The 18,369-nt window shown below is 67.3% G+C and carries 22 protein-coding genes; 10 read left to right on the plus strand and 12 right to left on the minus strand.

All coding sequences use genetic code 11. The features are described from left to right. Positions 1-52: 52 nt before the first annotated feature. Positions 53-433: a sterol carrier family protein gene (locus TL10_RS25950; protein WP_043987925.1), complete on the plus strand. Its 381-nt coding sequence runs from the start codon at positions 53-55 to the stop codon at positions 431-433. Here TL10_RS25950 and TL10_RS25955 read toward each other — a convergent pair. Further along, the gene (locus tag TL10_RS25955) at positions 426-1,769 is read right to left on the minus strand and encodes a DoxX family protein (protein ID WP_234711543.1); all 1,344 of its coding nucleotides are present in this window, start codon (positions 1,767-1,769) and stop codon (positions 426-428) included. The genes TL10_RS25950 and TL10_RS25955 overlap by 8 nt on opposite strands. Before the next feature lie 216 nt (positions 1,770-1,985). Here TL10_RS25955 and purF point away from each other — a divergent pair, with 216 nt between their 5' ends. Continuing rightward, on the plus strand, positions 1,986-3,518 hold the full coding sequence (gene purF, locus TL10_RS25960; protein WP_043390895.1) for an amidophosphoribosyltransferase: 1,533 nt from the start codon (positions 1,986-1,988) through the stop codon (positions 3,516-3,518). Positions 3,519-3,581: 63 nt separating this feature from the next. Continuing rightward, a complete protein-coding gene (purM, locus tag TL10_RS25965; RefSeq protein ID WP_043390389.1) occupies positions 3,582-4,664 on the plus strand; it encodes a phosphoribosylformylglycinamidine cyclo-ligase in 1,083 nt (360 codons plus the stop codon). Between the two features lie 60 nt (positions 4,665-4,724). On the opposite strand, the gene TL10_RS25970 is transcribed toward purM, so the two are convergent. Together TL10_RS25970 and ygfZ are read right to left on the minus strand one after the other, a co-directional pair. Continuing rightward, complete coding sequence (locus TL10_RS25970; RefSeq protein WP_043390391.1) at positions 4,725-4,937, minus strand: DUF3073 domain-containing protein; 213 nt, start codon at positions 4,935-4,937, stop codon at positions 4,725-4,727. A 178-nt stretch (positions 4,938-5,115) separates the two neighbouring features. After that, positions 5,116-6,180, minus strand: a complete 1,065-nt coding sequence (gene ygfZ, locus TL10_RS25975) for a CAF17-like 4Fe-4S cluster assembly/insertion protein YgfZ (protein WP_043987926.1) — start codon at positions 6,178-6,180, stop codon at positions 5,116-5,118. A 42-nt stretch (positions 6,181-6,222) separates the two neighbouring features. Here ygfZ and TL10_RS25980 point away from each other — a divergent pair, with 42 nt between their 5' ends. After that, positions 6,223-7,026 carry an aminodeoxychorismate lyase gene (locus tag TL10_RS25980; protein WP_082068092.1) on the plus strand — a complete coding sequence of 268 codons (804 nt, stop codon included), beginning with the start codon at positions 6,223-6,225 and terminating at the stop codon, positions 7,024-7,026. A gap of 268 nt (positions 7,027-7,294) precedes the next feature. Here the strand turns inward: TL10_RS25980 and TL10_RS25985 are convergent, their stop codons facing one another. The 8 genes from TL10_RS25985 to lmeA form a co-directional block, all read right to left on the minus strand. Continuing rightward, entirely contained in the window at positions 7,295-7,936 is a 642-nt protein-coding gene (locus tag TL10_RS25985) for a heme-binding beta-barrel domain-containing protein (protein WP_043390897.1), read from the minus strand. Positions 7,937-7,992: 56 nt separating this feature from the next. Further along, positions 7,993-8,172, minus strand: a complete 180-nt coding sequence (locus tag TL10_RS32135; RefSeq protein ID WP_413784720.1) for a hypothetical protein — start codon at positions 8,170-8,172, stop codon at positions 7,993-7,995. Between the two features lie 48 nt (positions 8,173-8,220). Continuing rightward, positions 8,221-8,523 (minus strand): DUF1416 domain-containing protein, encoded by a 303-nt coding sequence (locus TL10_RS25995; protein WP_020098804.1) that lies wholly within the window; start codon positions 8,521-8,523, stop codon positions 8,221-8,223. Between the two features lies 1 nt (position 8,524). Further along, positions 8,525-9,361 (minus strand): sulfurtransferase, encoded by an 837-nt coding sequence (locus TL10_RS26000; protein WP_043987928.1) that lies wholly within the window; start codon positions 9,359-9,361, stop codon positions 8,525-8,527. Between the two features lie 38 nt (positions 9,362-9,399). After that, the gene (locus TL10_RS26005; protein ID WP_043987929.1) at positions 9,400-9,867 is read right to left on the minus strand and encodes a DUF4395 domain-containing protein; all 468 of its coding nucleotides are present in this window, start codon (positions 9,865-9,867) and stop codon (positions 9,400-9,402) included. A gap of 103 nt (positions 9,868-9,970) precedes the next feature. Next, a complete protein-coding gene (locus TL10_RS32140) occupies positions 9,971-10,063 on the minus strand; it encodes an Ms5788A family Cys-rich leader peptide (protein ID WP_366663813.1) in 93 nt (30 codons plus the stop codon). A gap of 29 nt (positions 10,064-10,092) precedes the next feature. Then, entirely contained in the window at positions 10,093-10,518 is a 426-nt protein-coding gene (locus TL10_RS26010) for a thioredoxin family protein (protein ID WP_043987931.1), read from the minus strand. Further along, on the minus strand, positions 10,515-11,312 hold the full coding sequence (lmeA, locus tag TL10_RS26015) for a mannan chain length control protein LmeA (protein ID WP_043987933.1): 798 nt from the start codon (positions 11,310-11,312) through the stop codon (positions 10,515-10,517). Before lmeA ends, TL10_RS26010 begins: the two co-directional genes overlap by 4 nt. Positions 11,313-11,520: 208 nt before the next feature. Between lmeA and TL10_RS26020 the strand changes: the two genes are divergently transcribed. The 6 genes from TL10_RS26020 (at position 11,521) to pstB (ending at position 17,264) form a co-directional block, all read left to right on the plus strand. Beyond that, positions 11,521-12,297: a winged helix-turn-helix transcriptional regulator gene (locus tag TL10_RS26020; RefSeq protein ID WP_043987934.1), complete on the plus strand. Its 777-nt coding sequence runs from the start codon at positions 11,521-11,523 to the stop codon at positions 12,295-12,297. Then, positions 12,294-13,184: a mycothiol synthase gene (gene mshD / locus TL10_RS26025; RefSeq protein ID WP_043987935.1), complete on the plus strand. Its 891-nt coding sequence runs from the start codon at positions 12,294-12,296 to the stop codon at positions 13,182-13,184. The genes TL10_RS26020 and mshD overlap by 4 nt, the downstream gene beginning before the upstream one ends. A gap of 147 nt (positions 13,185-13,331) precedes the next feature. After that, positions 13,332-14,441, plus strand: a complete 1,110-nt coding sequence (gene pstS, locus TL10_RS26030) for a phosphate ABC transporter substrate-binding protein PstS (protein ID WP_043390410.1) — start codon at positions 13,332-13,334, stop codon at positions 14,439-14,441. Positions 14,442-14,516: 75 nt separating this feature from the next. Then, positions 14,517-15,548 carry a phosphate ABC transporter permease subunit PstC gene (pstC, locus tag TL10_RS26035; protein WP_043390413.1) on the plus strand — a complete coding sequence of 344 codons (1,032 nt, stop codon included), beginning with the start codon at positions 14,517-14,519 and terminating at the stop codon, positions 15,546-15,548. 8 nt (positions 15,549-15,556) lie between these two features. Further along, on the plus strand, positions 15,557-16,471 hold the full coding sequence (gene pstA / locus TL10_RS26040; RefSeq protein WP_043987943.1) for a phosphate ABC transporter permease PstA: 915 nt from the start codon (positions 15,557-15,559) through the stop codon (positions 16,469-16,471). Positions 16,472-16,487: 16 nt separating this feature from the next. Then, positions 16,488-17,264, plus strand: coding sequence for a phosphate ABC transporter ATP-binding protein PstB (gene pstB / locus TL10_RS26045; protein WP_043987936.1), 777 nt, complete (start codon positions 16,488-16,490; stop codon positions 17,262-17,264). Positions 17,265-17,353: 89 nt separating this feature from the next. On the opposite strand, the gene TL10_RS26050 is transcribed toward pstB, so the two are convergent. Next, the gene (locus TL10_RS26050) at positions 17,354-18,226 is read right to left on the minus strand and encodes a type IV toxin-antitoxin system AbiEi family antitoxin domain-containing protein (RefSeq protein WP_043987937.1); all 873 of its coding nucleotides are present in this window, start codon (positions 18,224-18,226) and stop codon (positions 17,354-17,356) included. Between the last annotated feature and the right edge of the window lie 143 nt (positions 18,227-18,369).

Genomic DNA, 18,369 nt, shown 5'->3' on the forward strand with positions numbered 1-18,369 from the left:
GAAAATCTGCGCTCGCCGCGGAAAAACGTGCACAAATCACCGAGGCTGAACCATGACCGGGCGTAAGGCGCCCGACCCGGCCAAGACCCGGGCTGCGGTGTTGCTGGTCGCCGACTGGCTGCGCGACGAGCAAACCGAAGCGCCTCCGCGGGCCGCGATCGCCGACGCCGTCCGGTTGACGGCGCGTACCCTGGCGGCGGTCGCGCCCGGCGCCAGCGTCGAGGTACGCGTCCCGCCTTTCGTTGCGGTGCAGTGCATTTCGGGGCTCAGTCACACCCGCGGCAACCCGCCCAATGTGGTCGAGACCGACCCGCGCACCTGGTTGCTGCTGGCCACCGGACTGTGCGCGGTGGCCGACGCCGCCGGATTGCAGATGTCCGGATCGAGGGCCGCGGAGATCGCCGACTGGTTGCCGCTGGTGGCGCTCACTTGAAGAACGGGTACTCCTGGACCCAGTGAAAGCCCCGGTTGCGCAGGGTGAATTGGTCGAGGTCAACCTGATCCAGGTCGATCAGCACGGGGCGGCCCCGCAGCGTGCCGGTCAGCCGCAGTTGCTGGGCTGACGGGCGTGACACCCTCAGGTCGGCCAGCGGGGCACCGCCGGGTTCCGTCGCCTTGATGGTGTCGGAACTGACGGTGGCGGCGGCGTCCACCAGCTCGCCGTTCATCCGCTGGTACGTCAGTGCGCCGTCTTTTTCGAAAACCAGGCGTTGCCAACGGGTCTGATCGGTCGCTAAGGGCGGCACCGGCTTGCCGTCCACACTGAACTCCCGGACCGACCAGATGCCGTACAGCTCAGGCTTGGCCTTGCCGCCGCCGTAGGCGTGCCACGCCTGCCAGCTGCCGAAGATGCAGCCGACCATCACCCACAGACCCAGCAAGGCCTGCGCGGTGGCGGCTCGCCGATTGGCCCGCTCCGAGCTGAACAGCGCGGGCTGGCTCACCGGCTCCGACGGGCGTTGCAGGACAAACATGTTCGTCAGCCGGCCCAGCTGCGGGGCGAGCAACACCAGGCTCATCAGCAGCAGATGCCCGGACAGGATCTTGACCGGCACATCGAAGGTCATGTTCAACAGGAACACCTGAGCCATGCTGGCCAGCCCGAGCAGCGTCCCCAGGGTCGCGGTGCGCGGCAGGAACATCAGCAACCCGGCCAGCACCTCGACGGCGCCGAGCACCATCTCGTACGGATGGGAACTGCCCACCTGCAGCCACAGCACCGACGCCGGGCTGAAGTCCCCGTAGGACCGCAGCAACGCGCTCGGCGGCGGCGACGGCATCTGGGTGGGCACCAGTTTGGCGAACCCGTAGAACAGCATCTGGCCGGCAACGCACAACCGCAGGAACGTCAGGAACCACGCCGACAGCCGCTCGTAGTCGGGCCGCAGTCGGTCGACCAGGGTCCACACCGCGGTCCCGACGACCGCGACAACCACCAGAGCGAACACCATCACCCAGACCACGGTCTGATCGCCGCTGCCGGAGTCCTGGTGAAGTACCGCCTCGACACCGAAGACCTCGCGGCCGACCCATTTCAGCGGCGGGCCCAGCACGGCCATCTGCCACATGACGGCAAGCTTCGGCAGCCACTCGCCCACGATCCCGAAGAAGGCGAAGAGGATCTGCGCGAACAGGACACAGAACAGGCCGAAGTACAGAAAACAAAACCTGAATGCGATCTTCGTCACTGTGGACCATGGCCGGGCCGGCTCCGCGGTGACCGAATCGACAAAGGCGGTACCGGTGTTCCCCGAAAATTGACTGGCCATGAAATCCATATAAACAGCTGGATTGAAGTGGGCTGATGAGGCGGCTGACGGCCATGCGCGAAGCCCGCTGAGGCGCGGGAGCCGAGCCGGATCTGAGCCCGGCCGGTGCGCCGGTGGAGCGGGACGCGAAGGCGGACCGGCAATTCGATTCCGTTTACCGGGCGGCAGGACCGTAGACTCAGTGGTGTCACCAACCGCCTCCCTGGGAGCAGCCCTATTGTGACCGAACAGACCGAGAACGAGCCACGCGAGGAATGCGGCGTATTCGGGGTCTGGGCCCCTGGTGAGGATGTGGCAAAGCTCACGTACTACGGCCTTTATGCGCTGCAGCACAGAGGGCAGGAAGCGGCAGGCATCGCAGTCGCTGACGGGTCTCAGATTCTGGTGTTCAAGGACCTCGGTCTGGTGAGTCAGGTCTTCGACGAACAGACCCTGGCCGCCATGCACGGCCACGTCGCCGTCGGGCACTGTCGCTACTCGACCACCGGCTCCACCACGTGGGAGAACGCGCAGCCGGTGTTCCGCAACACCGCGGCCGGCACCGGCGTCGCGCTGGGCCACAACGGCAACCTGGTCAACACCGCCGAACTGGCCACCCGGGCCCGCGCAGCCGGGCTGATCAACTCGCGTGGCCACGTCGCCGCCACCACCGACTCCGACATCCTGGGCGCCCTGCTGGCCCACGGCGCCGCCGACTCGACCCTGGAACAGTCCGCGCTGGAACTGCTGCCCACGGTCCGCGGTGCGTTCTGCCTGACCTTCATGGACGAGAACACGCTGTACGCCGCACGCGACCCGCACGGCGTGCGTCCGCTGTCCCTCGGCCGGCTGGACCGCGGCTGGGTCGTCGCCTCAGAGACCGCCGCGCTGGACATCGTCGGCGCCTCGTTCGTCCGTGACATCGAGCCCGGTGAACTGCTGGCCATCGACGCCGACGGCGTGCGCTCCACCCGGTTCGCCAACCCCGAGCCCAAGAGCTGCGTCTTCGAGTACGTCTACCTGGCCCGCCCGGACAGCACCATCGCCGGCCGCTCGGTCCACGCGGCACGCGTCGAGATCGGCCGCCGGCTGTCCCAGGAGAAGCCCGTCGACGCCGACCTGGTCATCGGGGTCCCGGAATCCGGCGTACCCGCGGCTGTCGGCTACGCGCAGGGCTCGGGCATCCCGTTCGGTCAGGGCCTGATGAAGAACGCCTACGTCGGGCGCACCTTCATCCAGCCGTCGCAGACCATCCGCCAGCTCGGTATCCGGCTCAAGCTCAACCCGCTGAAGGAAGTGATCCGCGGCAAGCGGCTGATCGTCGTCGACGACTCGATCGTGCGCGGCAACACCCAGCGCGCCCTGGTCCGCATGTTGCGCGAGGCCGGCGCCGTCGAGGTGCACGTGCGCATCGCATCGCCGCCGGTGAAGTGGCCGTGCTTCTACGGCATCGACTTCGCCACCCCGGCCGAGCTGATCGCCAACGCCAAGAGCACCGAGGCGAGCGAAGCCGAGATGCTCGAGGCCGTCCGGCACGCGATCGGCGCCGACTCCCTGGGCTACATCTCCAAGCAGGGCATGATCGCCGCCACCGAACAGCCCGCCACCCGGCTGTGCAGCGCCTGCTTCGACGGCGACTACCCGATCGAACTGCCCGGTGAAGCTGCCCTCGGCAAGAACGTCGTCGAGCACATGTTGGCGTCCGCGGCCCGCACCGGACTGCCGCTGACCGTCGACAACGACAACGCCTCAGCCCTGCGTCGTCCCTGACCAGCGGCCGTCACCCGGGCGCGACGTGCATCGGCCAGGGTGCGACCGGTAGCCTTGGGGCCGATGACTAGCCAGGATGAGCGAGCTGAATCGATTGGCGCCTCCTACGCTTCGGCGGGGGTTGACATCGAGGCAGGCGATCGCGCTGTCGAATTGTTCAAGCCCTACGCCAAGAAGGCCACCCGGCCCGAGGTCCGGGGCGGCCTCGGAGGTTTTGCCGGCCTGTTCGGCCTGAAAGCTGGGTACCGCGAGCCACTGTTGGCCTCGTCGACCGACGGTGTGGGCACCAAACTCGCCGTGGCCCAGGCCATGGACAAGCACGACACCGTCGGCATCGACCTCGTCGCGATGGTCGTCGACGACCTCGTGGTGTGCGGTGCCGAGCCGCTGTTCCTGCAGGACTACATCGCCGTGGGACGCACCGTGCCCGAGCGGGTGGCCGAGATCGTCTCGGGCATCGCCGAGGGCTGTGTGCAGGCCGGCTGTGCCCTGCTGGGCGGCGAGACCGCCGAGCACCCGGGCTTGATGGAGCCGGACCACTACGACATCTCCGCGACCGGCGTCGGTGTCGTCGAGGCCGACGATCTGCTGGGCCCCGAGCGGGTCAAGCCGGGTGACGTGATCATCGCCATGGCCGCGACCGGCCTGCACTCAAACGGCTATTCGCTGGCGCGCAAGGTCCTGCTCGACATCGACCGGATGAACCTGACCGCGCACGTCGAGGAGTTCGGCCGCACGCTCGGCGAGGAGCTGCTCGAGCCGACGAGAATCTACGCCAAGGACTGCCTGGCGCTGGCCGCCGAGACCAAGGTGAGCACCTTCTGCCACGTCACCGGTGGTGGACTGGCAGGCAACCTGGAACGCGTCATCCCGCACGGCCTGACCGCAGAGCTGGACCGCGGCACCTGGACGCCGGCACCGGTGTTCCAGATGATCGCTCAGCGCGGCCGCGTGGAGCGTGCCGAAATGGAGAAGACGTTCAACATGGGAGTCGGCATGGTCGCCGTCGTCGCGCCGGAGGACACCGACCGCGCACTGGCGATTCTGACTGCCCGGCACCTGGACTGCTGGACTCTGGGCACCGTGAACAAGGGTGGCAAGAGCAGCGTTCGCGCCGAGTTGGTGGGCCAGCACCCGCGCTTCTGACCAGACGAGTCATGCGCGGGGCTGGGCCTGCGGCCCTGATCTCAGGGCCGCACGTGGGGTCTAGTGACGCCAGTCGTCTTCGGGGACGGCCCAGCGACCGACGGGCTCGTCGCCCGAGTCGTCGTCCAGGTCGTTATCGATGGCACTGGTGCTGTAACCAACGGTGTCGTTCGACAGCTCCCGTTGCAACCGACCGAAATCGGTCTGCGGTGAGCTGTACTTTAGGTCTCGAGCAACCTTGGTCTGCTTTGCCTTTGCCCGGCCGCGGCCCATGGGGGACCCCCTCGCGCAATAACGGAGCGGCCCGATGTGCAGGCGGCTCCGATCTGAGTGTGTTTATTGTCCTGCCGCTAGCTTACCGTGCCCGGCGGTCTCATGCTGGCAGGCCACCCTCCCCGGGCGTCGGAGGCGAATCAGTGCAGCGCTCGGGCCTGACCGGACGCGGTGGCACCTAGCGGGCGCCGCCGCGCAGCCGGTCCACCGCAGCCCGGCCCGCACCGGCGGTCTGGTCCGCGTCCGGCAGCGAATCCGCGTCGATCGCGGCGGGCATCTCGGACTCGCCGCCCGTGGTCAGTTCGGTGTCCGCGGGCACGCCACGCTTGAGCAGCGCCAGCGCGATCGGGCCGAGGTCGACATGGTCCGCGACGGTGCCAAGGCGGCCGACCGTCCGGCCGCCGGCGAGCACCGGATCACCCGTCGCGGGACGGTCTTCGCCGCCGTCCAGGTGCAGCAGGACCAGCATGCGGGGCGGCTTGCCCAGATTGTGCACCCGCGCGACGGTCTCCTGGCCGCGGTAGCAGCCCTTGTCGAGATGCACGGCGCCGACGCCCGGCCCGCCGATCCAGCCGACCTCGTGTGGGATGGTCCGCTCGTCGGTGTCGACACCCAGCCGCGGCCGCAGCGCCGCCACGCGAAGGGCTTCGTAGGCCCACAGCCCGGCGGGCCGGACGCCCGCGTCCAGCAGCCGTTGCCGCCATGCCGGGGCATCGGCCCGCGGCACCACCAGATCGATCTCCTGCGGCCCGACACGGCGTACGAAACCGCCGTCGGGCAGCGGGGCCGCGGTCCACTCGGCGTCCGGGGTCGGCAGGTCGAGTGCGTTGACGGCAGGCCCGAGCAGCGACAGCACCGCGAGGTCGGCGGGGTTCACCTCGACCTTGGACCAGAACACCATCTTGCGCAGGAAGTCGGCGAGCGGCTGCCCGCGCCACGACTCGGTGTCGAGCGTGGTGACGCCGCCGAGTTCGGTCTGCAACCAGTGGTCCTCGACGCGGCCCTGCAGATCCAGGCTGAGGTTCTGCACGACGGACCCCTCCGGCTGGGCGCTGACGTGCTGGCTGGAGATGGTGTGCAGCCAAGTCTGTCGTTCGGGGCCGGTGAGTTCGATGGTCGCGCGGTGGCCGCGGTCCACAATGACGGCGTCGACGGCTGCACTGCGCTGCTCCCCGAGTGGGTCGCCGTAGTGCCAGACGGCGCCGGCGTCGGGTCCGGATTCAGGGGCGGGAACAGCGCTCATCCTTCGAGCCTAGTGAGTGCGGCTCCGACTAGCCTTTTGCCCATGACCCCGCCGCCGATCGTCGTCCCGGTCGAGGGCTGCCGGGCCTCGGTCCGCGTCGACGATCCGGTGTTCTCCCGCGGTGACGGCGTCTTCGAAACGGCGTTGGTGCGTGGCGGCGTCGTCTTCCTGCTCGACGAGCATCTGGCGCGGCTGACGGCGTCGGCTGCGCTGGCAGGCCTGCCGTGTCCCGATGCCGTCCGGTGGCGGGCGGCCGCGTCGGCCGCGGTCGGTCAGTGGCCCGAAGCGGAGGCCGTGCTGCGGCTGGTGCTCGGACGCGGTGTCGACGGTGTGGTGGCCTTCGTGATGATCTCCGCGGTGCCGGATCGCGTCGCGGCGGCCCGCCGGGAGGGGGTGGCAGCGGTGACGCTGGTGCGGCCGTACTGGCCGCTGGCTGCTACGAAATCGTTGTCCTATGCGGCGAATGTGGCCGCGCTGCGGCATGCCGAACTGGCCGGCGCGGGCGACGCGGTGTTCGTCGATGCCACGGGCGCGGTGCTCGAAGGGCCGCGGTCCGCGGTCGTGCTGGCGGTCTCCGGCTCCGGCGGCGAGCCGGTTCTGGTGACGCCGGACGCGTCGTCGATCCTGCCGTCGACGACGCAGCGCGCGCTGTTCGCGGCCGCCGCGGCGCGGGGTGTCGAGTGTGGGTACCGGCGGGTGACCGTGTCGGATTTGCTTGCCGCACAAGGTGTTTGGCTACTGTCGGCGATCACGCTGGCAGCCCGCGTGCATACCCTGGACGGGCGCGCGTTGGCGGTATCGCCGTTCGAGTCGGTGGTCGCCGAGCTGATCGACGGGCAGTTCTGAGCCCGAGAAAAATCGGTTGTCGGGGCTCGGACCTGGGAGTACGGTCGCACGTACACAGGGAAGGAGGTGGTCCGACAAATTGATTGAAACTTTGAGGACATGTGAGGTGGCTGCCCGCTAGTAGCGCCGGGTATTTCGTCCGAGCGCACTCGCGAAATCCCGCAGCCACCCGGCCCCCGAGCCTCCCGGTCTTGTCCAACCAGGAACCTTGGCTCGGGGGTCGCCTCATGTCCGGGGTCGGCTGTGAACTGGCTGCGCCGCCGGAGTGTCAGCCGACGAAACGTGCCAGGCGCGCGGAGAGGTGCGGGGTCAAGCCGCCGTCGGCGTCCACGCGCTCTTCGACGTAGGCCAGGTCGCCGTTCTCGATGATTCCGTAGAGCCGCTTCGCGCCGCCGACCAGAACGCCCGACTTGCTGCGGGCCAGGGCATCGGTCGCCAGTTCCCAGGAGGCCTGGTTCAGCGGGCCACCGTAGAACAGCTCGACGTAGCCGGCCGAATGCGCCAGCAGTAGCTCGATGGCCTGCGACTCGTCCTGTCCGTGCGGGTCGGTCGGGTCGTTCACGAATCGCCAGTAGCCCGTCTCGCGCAGACCCGGACCGGCGTATTCGCCGTTCTCGTCGAGCCGCCAGGAGCGGGCATCCCAGTTGAGGTAGTCGTTGCCGTTGTGCGACACGATGATCTGCTGGCCGAACCGGTAGTCACCGGCGGCATCGCGGCCTTCGCCCTCGCCGCGCCAGACGCCGACCAGCGGCAGCAGAGCCAGGAGGGCGTCGTTGAAGTGCGCGCCTTCGCGCAGGTTGGCGGTATCGGCGGGCAGCGGCAGGTCGTCGAACCCGGGCACGTTGCGCGCGGCCGTGGCCTTGGCGCGATCGGCTGCCGCGGCGATGGCGCGGTCGCCGGAACTGGCCAGTGCGCCGAGCTCGGAGCTCGGATCGCCCGGGCCGTTTTCAGGGTCCGGGGCGGACGTCACAACTCGTCGGTGATCAGTCGGTACAGCGCGTAGAGCGCAAACCAGGTGATGGCCAGCGAGGCCACGACCAGCAGGATCTCGAAGAAAAGCACCACGGGGAGACAGGTTACTCGCGATGCCGGTGTGACGTGCGCCGCACCGGCCGGGAAATGCGACGAGCGGCCGCATCGGCACACCAGGGCATGAAGTCCGGGTACCGATACGGCCGCTCGCGGCCAAAGAAACTAGGCGACCTTGACGTCGACCTCGTGGATACCGGCACCGGTCGGGGCCACCACGGCGTCGCCGTTGCCGACCTTGGACAGTGCACGCAGCGTCCAGGTGCCGGGGGCGGCGAAGAACCGGAAGTCACCGGTGGCCGATGCGACGACCTCGGCGGTGAACTCGTCGGTGCTGTCCAGCAACCGCACGAACGCGCCACCGACGGGCTGGCCCGAGCCGTCGACGACGCGGCCGGTGATGACGGTTTCCTTCTCCAGATCAACGCTGGCCGGCAGCGTCAGGCCTTGCTTGGGTGCAGAGCACATATCAGTTTCCCAACTCGATCGGGGCACCCACCAGGGAGCCGTATTCGGTCCAACTGCCGTCGTAGTTCTTTACATTCCGGTGGCCGAGCAATTCCTGCAGCACGAACCAGGTGTGCGACGAACGCTCACCGATGCGGCAGTACGCGATGGTCTCCTTCTCGCCGTCGAGGCCGGCGTCGGCGTAAATCTTGGCCAGCTCCTCGTCGGACTTGAAGGTGCCGTCGTCGTTGGCGGCCCGGCTCCACGGCACGTTGATGGCGCTCGGCACGTGGCCGGGGCGCTGGCTCTGCTCCTGCGGGAGGTGAGCCGGAGCCAGAATCTTGCCGGAGAACTCGTCGGGGGAACGCACGTCGACCAGGTTCTTGGTGTTGATCGCGTCGATCACCTCGTCGCGGAACGCGCGGATGCTGTTGTCGATCGGCTTGGCCTCGTACGACTTGGCAGCGCGGACGGTCGCGTCCTTGACCAGTGGCCGGTCGTCGAGCTCCCAGCGCTTGCGGCCGCCGTCGAGCAGCTTGACGTCGCCATGGCCGTACAGCTTGAAGTACCAGTAAGCGTAGGCCGCGAACCAGTTGTTGTTGCCGCCGTACAGGACGACGGTGTCGTCGTTGCTGATGCCCTTGTCGGACAACAGCTTCGAGAACTGCTGCTGGTCGACGAAGTCACGCTTGACCGAGTCCTGCAGATCATCGCGCCAGTCCAGCTTGACGGCGCCGGGGATGTGCCCCTCGTCGTCGTAGGCGCTGGTGTTCTCGTCGACCTCGACGAACACCACGCCGGCGGTGTCGAGGTTGTTCTCGGCCCATTCGGTCGAGACCAGGACGTCGGAACGTGCCATGTACGAATTCCTTTCGGTTGCTTTTGAGCTCTAGCGGGTCAGGTGGCGGGGATCGCCGTGCGGCGCAGTCGCGCCACCAGTGGGTAGATCTGGCAGCCAAGGCAGATGCCGAAGGCGGCGTTGAGGAATGCGGCGATCAGCGCGAAGGCGGTGGCACCCAGGCCGAGGGCGGTGATGCCCGTCGCGAAGCCGACGGTACCGGCGATGGCGAACAGCAGCCCGACGAGCTGGGCGAACTTCAGCGGCGCGGCCGGTTCCTTCTCGGTCACCGGTGCCAGCCGCGGCGCGATGAAGGTGGCGAAGATGCGGCCGTACGGGTGCTTGCGCGGTCCGCCGACCGCGCCGATCGCGAACACCACGGCCTGAATGCCGAGAATCACGGCTGCGGCGATCGGGCTCGCGGCCGATACCAGCAGCGCAGCGATCAGCACGCCGGTGGTGACCCAGGCTGCGAAGCGGGGTCCACGCACGTCGACCTGCGGGGTTTCGATGGAATTGTCTGACATGGGAAAGCTCCTGTTGTTGGTAAACGGAGGCGGCCGCAGAGTCTGATTCGCGGCCCGCCGCGGAAAGCTCCTCGGAGCGCAACACGAAACGACGGCGCGACTCTCAGCAGCTACAACAACAACAGCAACAACCCGCAACGCGGCACAGATCAACTGCGCGACGCTTGGTGAGCAGGAGCTCGCGGGGGGACAACACGGCAGACAGCTTACCCAACGACGGGGTGCTCAAGCCAACAGCGGTAGCAGGGCATCCCGCAGGTCAGCGGATTTCGGGACCCCCGCGGTGCGGTACCGCTGCTGCCCCGAGGCGTCGAAGATGAACGTCGTCGGCAGTGAGAGCACCGACAGTCGTCGGGCCGCAACAGGATTGGCGTCCAGGTCGATCTCGACGTGCGCGACCTCGAGCTCGTCGCACACCTGGTCGACGACGCGGCGGACGGCCGCGCACGGTCCGCACCACGTTGCGCTGAAATGTACGACGGTCGGGCCGGTGGTGGACAGGCCGAGATCGGAGTTGTCGTTTTCGGCGGACGGTTCGGCCGGCGGGACTTCCTTCATCAGCCCGGCACGCAGGGTGAGCAGCCGGCCGACGATGTACGCGATCCCGAGGGCGGCGACCAGGACCGTCAGCACCAGAACGGTGGAGTTCATGACTGTCTGAACCCATCCAGGGGCACGGTTACTCCCGTGGCGATGCCTTCGATGATGACGTCGGAGCCGCGCGCGCCCTCGCTGGTCGGGGCCAGCCCGAACGGCAGCTTCATCCCCGGCATCGTGATGGAGAAGGCGCGGAACACCGCAGCCTTCTTGTCGTCGGGCACCTGCCGCTCGGCGGTACCCGGGCCGGTGAGCACCTCGGTGGCCGTGAACACCAGGTTGGTGTGGTCGGCGCCGGTGATCGACAGATCCACCGCGACGCTGACGCGCTTATCGAGGCCCGCGGCGGTCGGGGTGCCGGTGAACACCAGCCCGTGACTGTCGGAGATGCCGGACTCAGTGGTGCCGCCGGTCGCATCGTCGGTCTCGTTCGGCGGGGCCTCCACCAGCAGGTCCTTGATACCCATGAAGCGGCCGACGTGGGTGGAGTCGATGATGATGCGGCTCTCCAGCTTGGACGCCGAGAGCTTGGCGTCGGGTCCGATCAGCCAGGACTTCGGCGACGAGACCATGTCGTACATGGTGGCTTCCAGCGATACCTTGCCGGCGACGGGATGCGAGACGCTGCCCGCCTTGATCTCCACCTCGTCGTACTCGCCGCGCGCGGCCTGCGGTCCGAACGGGAACCCGAGGATCGCGACCCACGGATCGAAGTGCAGGTGCGCCGCGGTCCGGACGCTGCGGGCCATCCGGTATTCGGCGAAGATCGCGAACCCGAAATCGGTGCCGACGACCGCGAGGATCAGCACGGCCACCGGGATCAGCAGCCGAGTCAGCACCTTGCGCATCCGGACATTCTGGCGTACGCCCAGCCACGCGGTGCCGCGACCGGCCGTTCCAAGCCGCTAAATCGCAGGTGGCAAGCTATCGTTAGGTGATCTTGGCCGGTAACGGCCATGTGTCAGCCATGATTCTCCGGAGTCAAGCTGGATCGAACCGCGACAGCGTCGTCGCCGGGAACGGTCCGGTGCGGCTCCGGACGCACTGGAGGACCCGTTGGATCTTCTGCTATTGACCGTCGACCCGCACCCGGAGTCGGTACTTCCGGCGTTGGCGCTGTTGCCGCACAACGTGCGGCCGGCACCCACCGAGGTGTCGTCGTTGCTGGAAGCCGGCAACGCCGACGTGGCGATCGTCGACGCGCGCACCGATCTCGCGGCCGCCCGCGGACTCTGTCGTCTGCTGGGTAGCACCGGCGCGTCCGTACCCGTCGTGGCGGTGGTCAACGAAGGCGGTCTGGTGGCCGTCAACATCGAGTGGGGTATCGACGAAATCCTGCTGCCCGGCACCGGGCCCGCCGAGATCGACGCCCGGCTGCGACTGCTGGTGGGACGCCGCAACGGCGTCGCCGACCAGCAGAGCGCCGGCAAGATCACCCTCGGTGAGCTGGTCATCGACGAGGGCACCTACACAGCCCGGCTGCGTGGCAAGCCCCTTGACCTGACCTACAAGGAATTCGAGCTGCTGAAGTACCTGGCCCAGCATGCCGGCCGGGTGTTCACCCGCGCCCAGCTGCTCCAGGAGGTGTGGGGCTACGACTTCTTCGGCGGCACCCGCACCGTCGACGTGCACGTGCGGCGCCTGCGCGCCAAGCTCGGCCCCGACTACGAGTCGCTGATCGGCACGGTCCGCAACGTCGGCTACAAGGCCGTGCGGCCCGCGCGCGGCCGCACCAATGGTGCCGCCGAGGCGGTCGACGACGTCGAAGACGAGGACGACGCCGACGACGCCGAAACCGGGCCTGACGTTCGCCAGACCCTGCCCGCCCAGTGACGGAACTGACCTGGCACACCGCGCTGAGCGCTGACCATCAGGCCGGCATCCGCGCACTCGTCGCGGCCGCGACTGCCGCCGACGGGGTGGCCCCGGTGGGGGACCAGGTGCTGCGGGAGCTGCCGTTGGACCGCACCCGCCATCTGCTGGCCCATGACGCCGGTGAGTTGGTCGGCTATCTGAATCTTGCGCCGGACATGGCCGAGGCCGTTGTCGCCGTCCCGGCGCGGCGCCGCGGGATCGGCAGCGACCTGATCCGCACGGGCCTGGCCGCCGGTGGCCCGGACACCCGAATCTGGGCGCACGGCAACCTCGATGCCGCGCGCGCGACCGCCTCGGCACTCGGCCTGACGGCGGTGCGCGAGCTCTGGCAGATGCGCCGCTCGTTGTCGGCGCTGCCGCCGCTGTCCGATGCGCCCGGGGTACGGCTGACCACCTATCCCGGATCTGAGGTCGACACGGAGCTGCTGCGCGTCAACAACGCCGCGTTCCACTGGCACCCCGAGCAAGGCGGCTGGACGCAGGCTGACGTCGACGAGCGCCGGGGTGAGTCGTGGTTCGACCCGGCGGGGTTGTTCCTGGCCTATGACGCCGTGGATCTCGCCGGGGAACGGTTGCTCGGCTTCCACTGGACGAAGATTCACCCGGGCTCAGGGCTCGGCGAGGTGTACGTCGTCGGGGTCGGCCCCGACGCTCAGGGCCGCGGGCTCGGTGCGTTGCTGACGCTGGCCGGGCTGCACTATCTGGCCGACCGTTTGGGAACCGACGGGACAGTACTGCTGTATGTCGAGGCAGACAACACTGCGGCGGTGAAGACGTATCAACGTCTCGGGTTCGAGCTCTACAGCGCTGACGTCGCGTACGCCGGAGCGTCGACCGTTAGCTGAAACAGCGAGTTGGCTGAAAAGTCGCTGACCGTGTTCACCCCGTGTTCATTTCGCATCAGGAATTCGTCCACCACGGCCGCATACGTTGCGCGGGAGTCGGAAGCCGACCCTTGAAGCCGACCATCGGCCGACACCGAAAGAGGACCCGTGAAGTTCACCATCATCGGTAAAGCACTCGTCGTCACCGCAGCGGCCGCGTCGCTTGCCGTTGGCATGACCGCGTGTGGCAACGACAACAAGTCCAGCACCGCGTCGTCGACCGGCGGTTCCGCCGCGGAATGCGGCGGCAAGAACGCGCTGACCGCCGAGGGCTCGACCGCACAGCAGAACGCGATCGCCGAGTTCAACAAGGCCTGGGGCCAGGTCTGCTCGGGCAAGACCCTGTCCTACAACGGCACCGGCTCGGGCGCCGGCCGCCAGCAGTTCATCGCCAAGCAGGTCGACTTCGCCGGCTCCGACTCGGCGCTGGCCAAGGAGCAGATCGAGAAGGCTGCCGAGCGCTGCGGCGGCAACCCGGCGTGGAACCTGCCGCTGGTCTTCGGCCCCGTCGCCATGGCCTACCACCTCGAAGGCGTGAGCAAGCTCGTCGTCAACGCCGACGTGCTGGCCAAGATCTTCCAGGGCGAGATCAAGAAGTGGAACGACCCGGCCATCGCCGCGCTGAACGCCGGCACCACCCTGCCGGACACCGACATCAAGCCGGTCTACCGCTCGGACTCGTCGGGTACCACCGACAACTTCCAGAAGTACCTGGCCGCCGCGGCTCCGGAGAGCTGGAAGAAGGGCGCCGGCAGCGAATTCCAGGGCGGCGCCGGTGAAGGCGCGCAGAAGTCGGCCGGCGTCGTGCAGGCCGTGCAGGCCACCCCGGGTGCCATCGGCTACGTCGAGAAGAGCCCGGCCGCGGCCGCGGGCCTGCCGTTCGCGCAGATCGACACCGGTTCCGGCGCAGTCGAACTGACCGATGACAACGCCAAGAAGGCCATTGCCTCCGCCAAGTTCGCCAAGGACGGCAACGACCTGGCGCTCGACCTGAAGTCGCTGTACTCGACCAAGGAAGCCGGCGCCTACCCGCTGGTGCTGGCCACCTACGAGGTCGTCTGCTCCAAGGGCTACGACGCCGACACCGCCGCTGCGGTCAAGTCGTTCCTGAAGGTCGCGGCCAACCAGGGCCAGGCCAACCTGTCGAAGGCGGGCTACATCCCGCTGCCCGACGCCTTCAAGGCGCGTCTGCTGCAGTCGGTCGACGCAATCGCTTAAGCAGTACTGCTGGCGCTCCGGTTCCATCCCGGTGAGGATGGAACCGGAGCCCACGACCGTTAGGTTCCTGACAGGATGACAGTGACAACACCGAATCCAGCCGACGCGGGGTCGGGTGAGGCGCTCGCCGCACCAGTCCCGGAGCCGACGCCGGTGTCTCTCGACCCATTGAAGGGCTCGAAAGTTCGCCTGGGCGACCGGGTTTTCCGCCTGCTCGCGGAGGGCTCCGGCGTACTGATCGTCGCGCTCATCGCGGCCATCGGCGTCTTCCTGCTGTGGCGCGCCATCCCGGCGCTGGCCCGCAACAAGGAGAACTTCTTCACCTTCGGCGGCAACTGGGTCACCACCGACACCTCGGCGATGCACTTCGGCATCCTCGATCTGCTGCAGGTCACCGTCTTCGTGTCGGTGTTCGCGCTGCTGATCGCAATGCCCGTCGCCTTGGGTATCGCGATCTTCGTGACGCAGTACGCCCCTCGCAAGATGGCCGGTCCGCTGTCGTACATGGTGGACCTGCTGGCTGCGGTGCCATCGATCGTCTACGGCGTCTGGGGCCTGTACGTGCTGGCCCCGGTGATCAAGCCGTTTGCGTTGTGGCTCAACAAGGATCTGGGCTGGCTGTTCCTGTTCAAGACCGGTAACGCCTCGGTCGCCGGTGGCGGCACCATCTTCACCGCGGGCATCGTGCTCGCGGTGATGATCCTGCCGATCATCACCGCCGTGACCCGCGAGGTCTTCATCCAGACACCCCGCGGCCAGATCGAAGCCGCGCTGGCGCTGGGCGCCACCCGCTGGGAAGTCGTCCGCACCACGGTGCTGCCGTTCGGTCTGTCGGGCTACATCAGCGGTGCCATGCTCGGCCTGGGTCGCGCTCTCGGCGAGACCATCGCGCTGCTGATCATCCTGCGCGGTACCCAGACCCAGTTCAGCTGGACGCTGTTCGACGGCGGCTACACGTTCGCCAGCAAGATCGCCGCCACCGCAAGCGAATTCAACGACCAGTTCAAGGCCGGCGCCTACATCGCCGCCGGCCTGGTGCTGTTCATTCTCACCTTCGTGGTGAACTCCGCGGCACGCGCCGCGGTGGCCGGCAGGGGAGCGAAATGAACGCCAAGATGGCCGCGATGCTGGATCGGCCGGTCAAGCACCAGTCCTTCGAAGGGGTCGGCCTGCGCCGCAAGGTGGTCGACAACCTGGCCACGGTGCTGGTCAGCATGTCGGTGCTGTTGGCGCTGATCCCGCTGGTGTGGGTGCTGTATTCCGTTGTCACCAAGGGTTATAAGGCCCTGACGGCGGCGGAATGGTTCACCAACTCGCAGTCCGGCATGACCGCGTTCGTGGAGGGCGGCGGTGTCTACCACGCGATCGTCGGCACCGTGCTGCAGGCCCTCGTGTGCGCCGTCATCTCCATCCCGATCGGCGTGCTGGTCGCGGTGTACCTGGTCGAGTACGGCGGCGGCACCAAGCTGGGCAAGCTCACCACGTTCATGGTCGACATCCTCACCGGTGTTCCGTCGATCGTCGCCGCGCTGTTCATCTACGCGCTGTGGGTGGCCACTCTCGGCTTCCAGCGCACCGGTTTCGCGGTGTCGCTGGCGCTGGTGCTGCTGATGATCCCGGTCATCGTGCGGTCCACCGAGGAGATGCTGCGCATCGTCCCGATGGATCTGCGCGAGGCCAGTTACGCACTGGGCATTCCCAAGTGGAAAACCATTGTGCGCATTGTCATTCCGACAGCGCTGTCGGGCATCCTCACGGGCGTCATGCTGTCCCTGGCTCGCGTCATGGGCGAGACGGCACCGTTGCTGGTTCTGGTGGGCTACGCCCAGGCCATGAACTTCGACATGTTCGGCGGCTTCATGGGCTCGCTGCCCGGCATGATGTACGACCAGATCGGCGCCGGCGCGGGCGCCAACGAGGTCCCCACCGACCGGATGTGGGGAGCGGCACTGACCCTGGTGCTGCTGATCGCTCTGCTGAATGTGGCAGCGCGGTTGTGCGCCAAGTTCTTTGCCCCGAAAAAAGTTTGAGCAGGAGTGCGGGTTAATGGCCAAACGGCTTGATCTCAAGGATCTCAATATCTACTACGGCTCGTTCCACGCCGTGGCGTCCGTCTCGCTGTCGGTGGAGCCGCGCAGCGTCACCGCCTTCATCGGGCCGTCGGGCTGTGGCAAGTCCACGGTGCTGCGCACCCTGAACCGTATGCATGAGGTGATTCCGGGCGCACGCGCCACCGGATCGGTGCTGCTCGACGGTGACGACATCTACGCCGCGGGCGTGGACCCCGTCGGCGTCCGCAAGACCATCGGCATGGTGTTCCAGCGCCCGAACCCGTTCCCCACCATGTCCATTCGCGACAACGTGGTGGCCGGGCTGAAGCTGCAGGGTGTGCGCAACAAGAAGACGCTCGACGAGGTCGCCGAACGGTCGCTCAAGGGTGCCAACCTGTGGAACGAGGTCAAGGACCGGCTCGAGAAGCCGGGCGGCGGCCTGTCCGGCGGTCAGCAGCAGCGGCTCTGCATCGCCCGCGCGATCGCGGTGCAGCCCGATGTGCTGCTGATGGACGAGCCCTGCTCGGCGCTGGATCCGATCTCGACGCTCGCCATCGAGGACCTGATCTCAGAACTGAAGCAGGACTTCACCATTGTGATCGTCACGCACAACATGCAGCAGGCGGCGCGCGTGAGTGATCAGACGGCGTTCTTCAACCTCGAAGCCACCGGTAAGCCCGGCATGCTGGTCGAGATCGACGACACCGAGAAGATCTTCTCGAACCCGTCCAAGAAAGCCACCGAGGACTACATCTCCGGCCGCTTCGGGTAGGTCGGTCACCTTCCTCTCGCGAGCAGACGTAAAACTGTCGTTTTGGGCCGTGAAAACGACAGTTTTACGTCTGCTCGCGAGTGTTTCGGTCATGCAGCGCGGTCGAAGTGGCGCTTGATCCGCGTACACAACTCGACCGGGTATTTCCGGATATCGTCGACGACGGCCGGAACGCTGGTCCAGTTCATCTCCTGCAGTCGTGCCATCTTGATCCGATCATGCTTGACTGCAACGGGATTCGAGTGCCACTCCATGCTGTCGTACTCGGCTGCCACACGGAATTCCGGCCACGCGAAATCCAATCGCCACAGTTGGCCATGGAGATCGCGTATCTCGTACTGCAATTCGGGGATGGGCAGCTCCCAATCGATGAATACCAGCCGCATCTCCGATTCCATAGGTGACTCGGCTCGCGCGTCGGCCAAGGGCAGCAACTCGCGGACGCTGACCACGCCACGGCGGCCGCGTTGCTCCTCAAGGGCGTTCTGCATCTCCGCCTGACTGCAGGTGCCACTGCGGAGTGCGGCGTCCAGGATCGCCAGTACCCGCGGACGCTTCAGGGTACGAGCGACTTCGACTGCCGTCCACGCGGGTGCGGTGGCCAGTCGGCCGTCAATCTTCTTGAGTGGAGCGCCAATTCGCTGGTGCACCATGAGATCTCGGGAGGTGCGAATACGTACACCGGGATCCAAGATGTGGGTCCGGTTGTCTGGGTCGGTATCGAAGCCGTAGATCGCCGCGGCGGTGTTCATGCAGGCGACGATGGGGACGTCGGACAACAGGTCCAAGGCGCGGAGGCGGCATTCGGTGTCCGGAGCTTGCGCGGAATAGACGCCGTGCCACACCCGGAAAAATTCTCCTGCCCGGATCCTGCGAGCGAGCGCCCGATCGGTCATGGTCGCGAGTAACTGCTGTGCAGTCGCAAGGCCATCGTGGACAGCGAAGATCTCTTCGAGCGCCATGTATCGATGTTGGCGGCTAGGGCGTGTCTCCCGAATGTGAGGGTGTTATCGGCGACGATTGATCGGTGACACGGATGGATGTGATTTCTGACGAGTTCTGGGCTGTCGTGGAACCCTTGATGCCCTCGCATGAAGGCAAGCGG

The organism is Mycolicibacterium llatzerense (assembly GCF_000878195.1).
GTDB lineage: Bacteria > Actinomycetota > Actinomycetes > Mycobacteriales > Mycobacteriaceae > Mycobacterium > Mycobacterium llatzerense.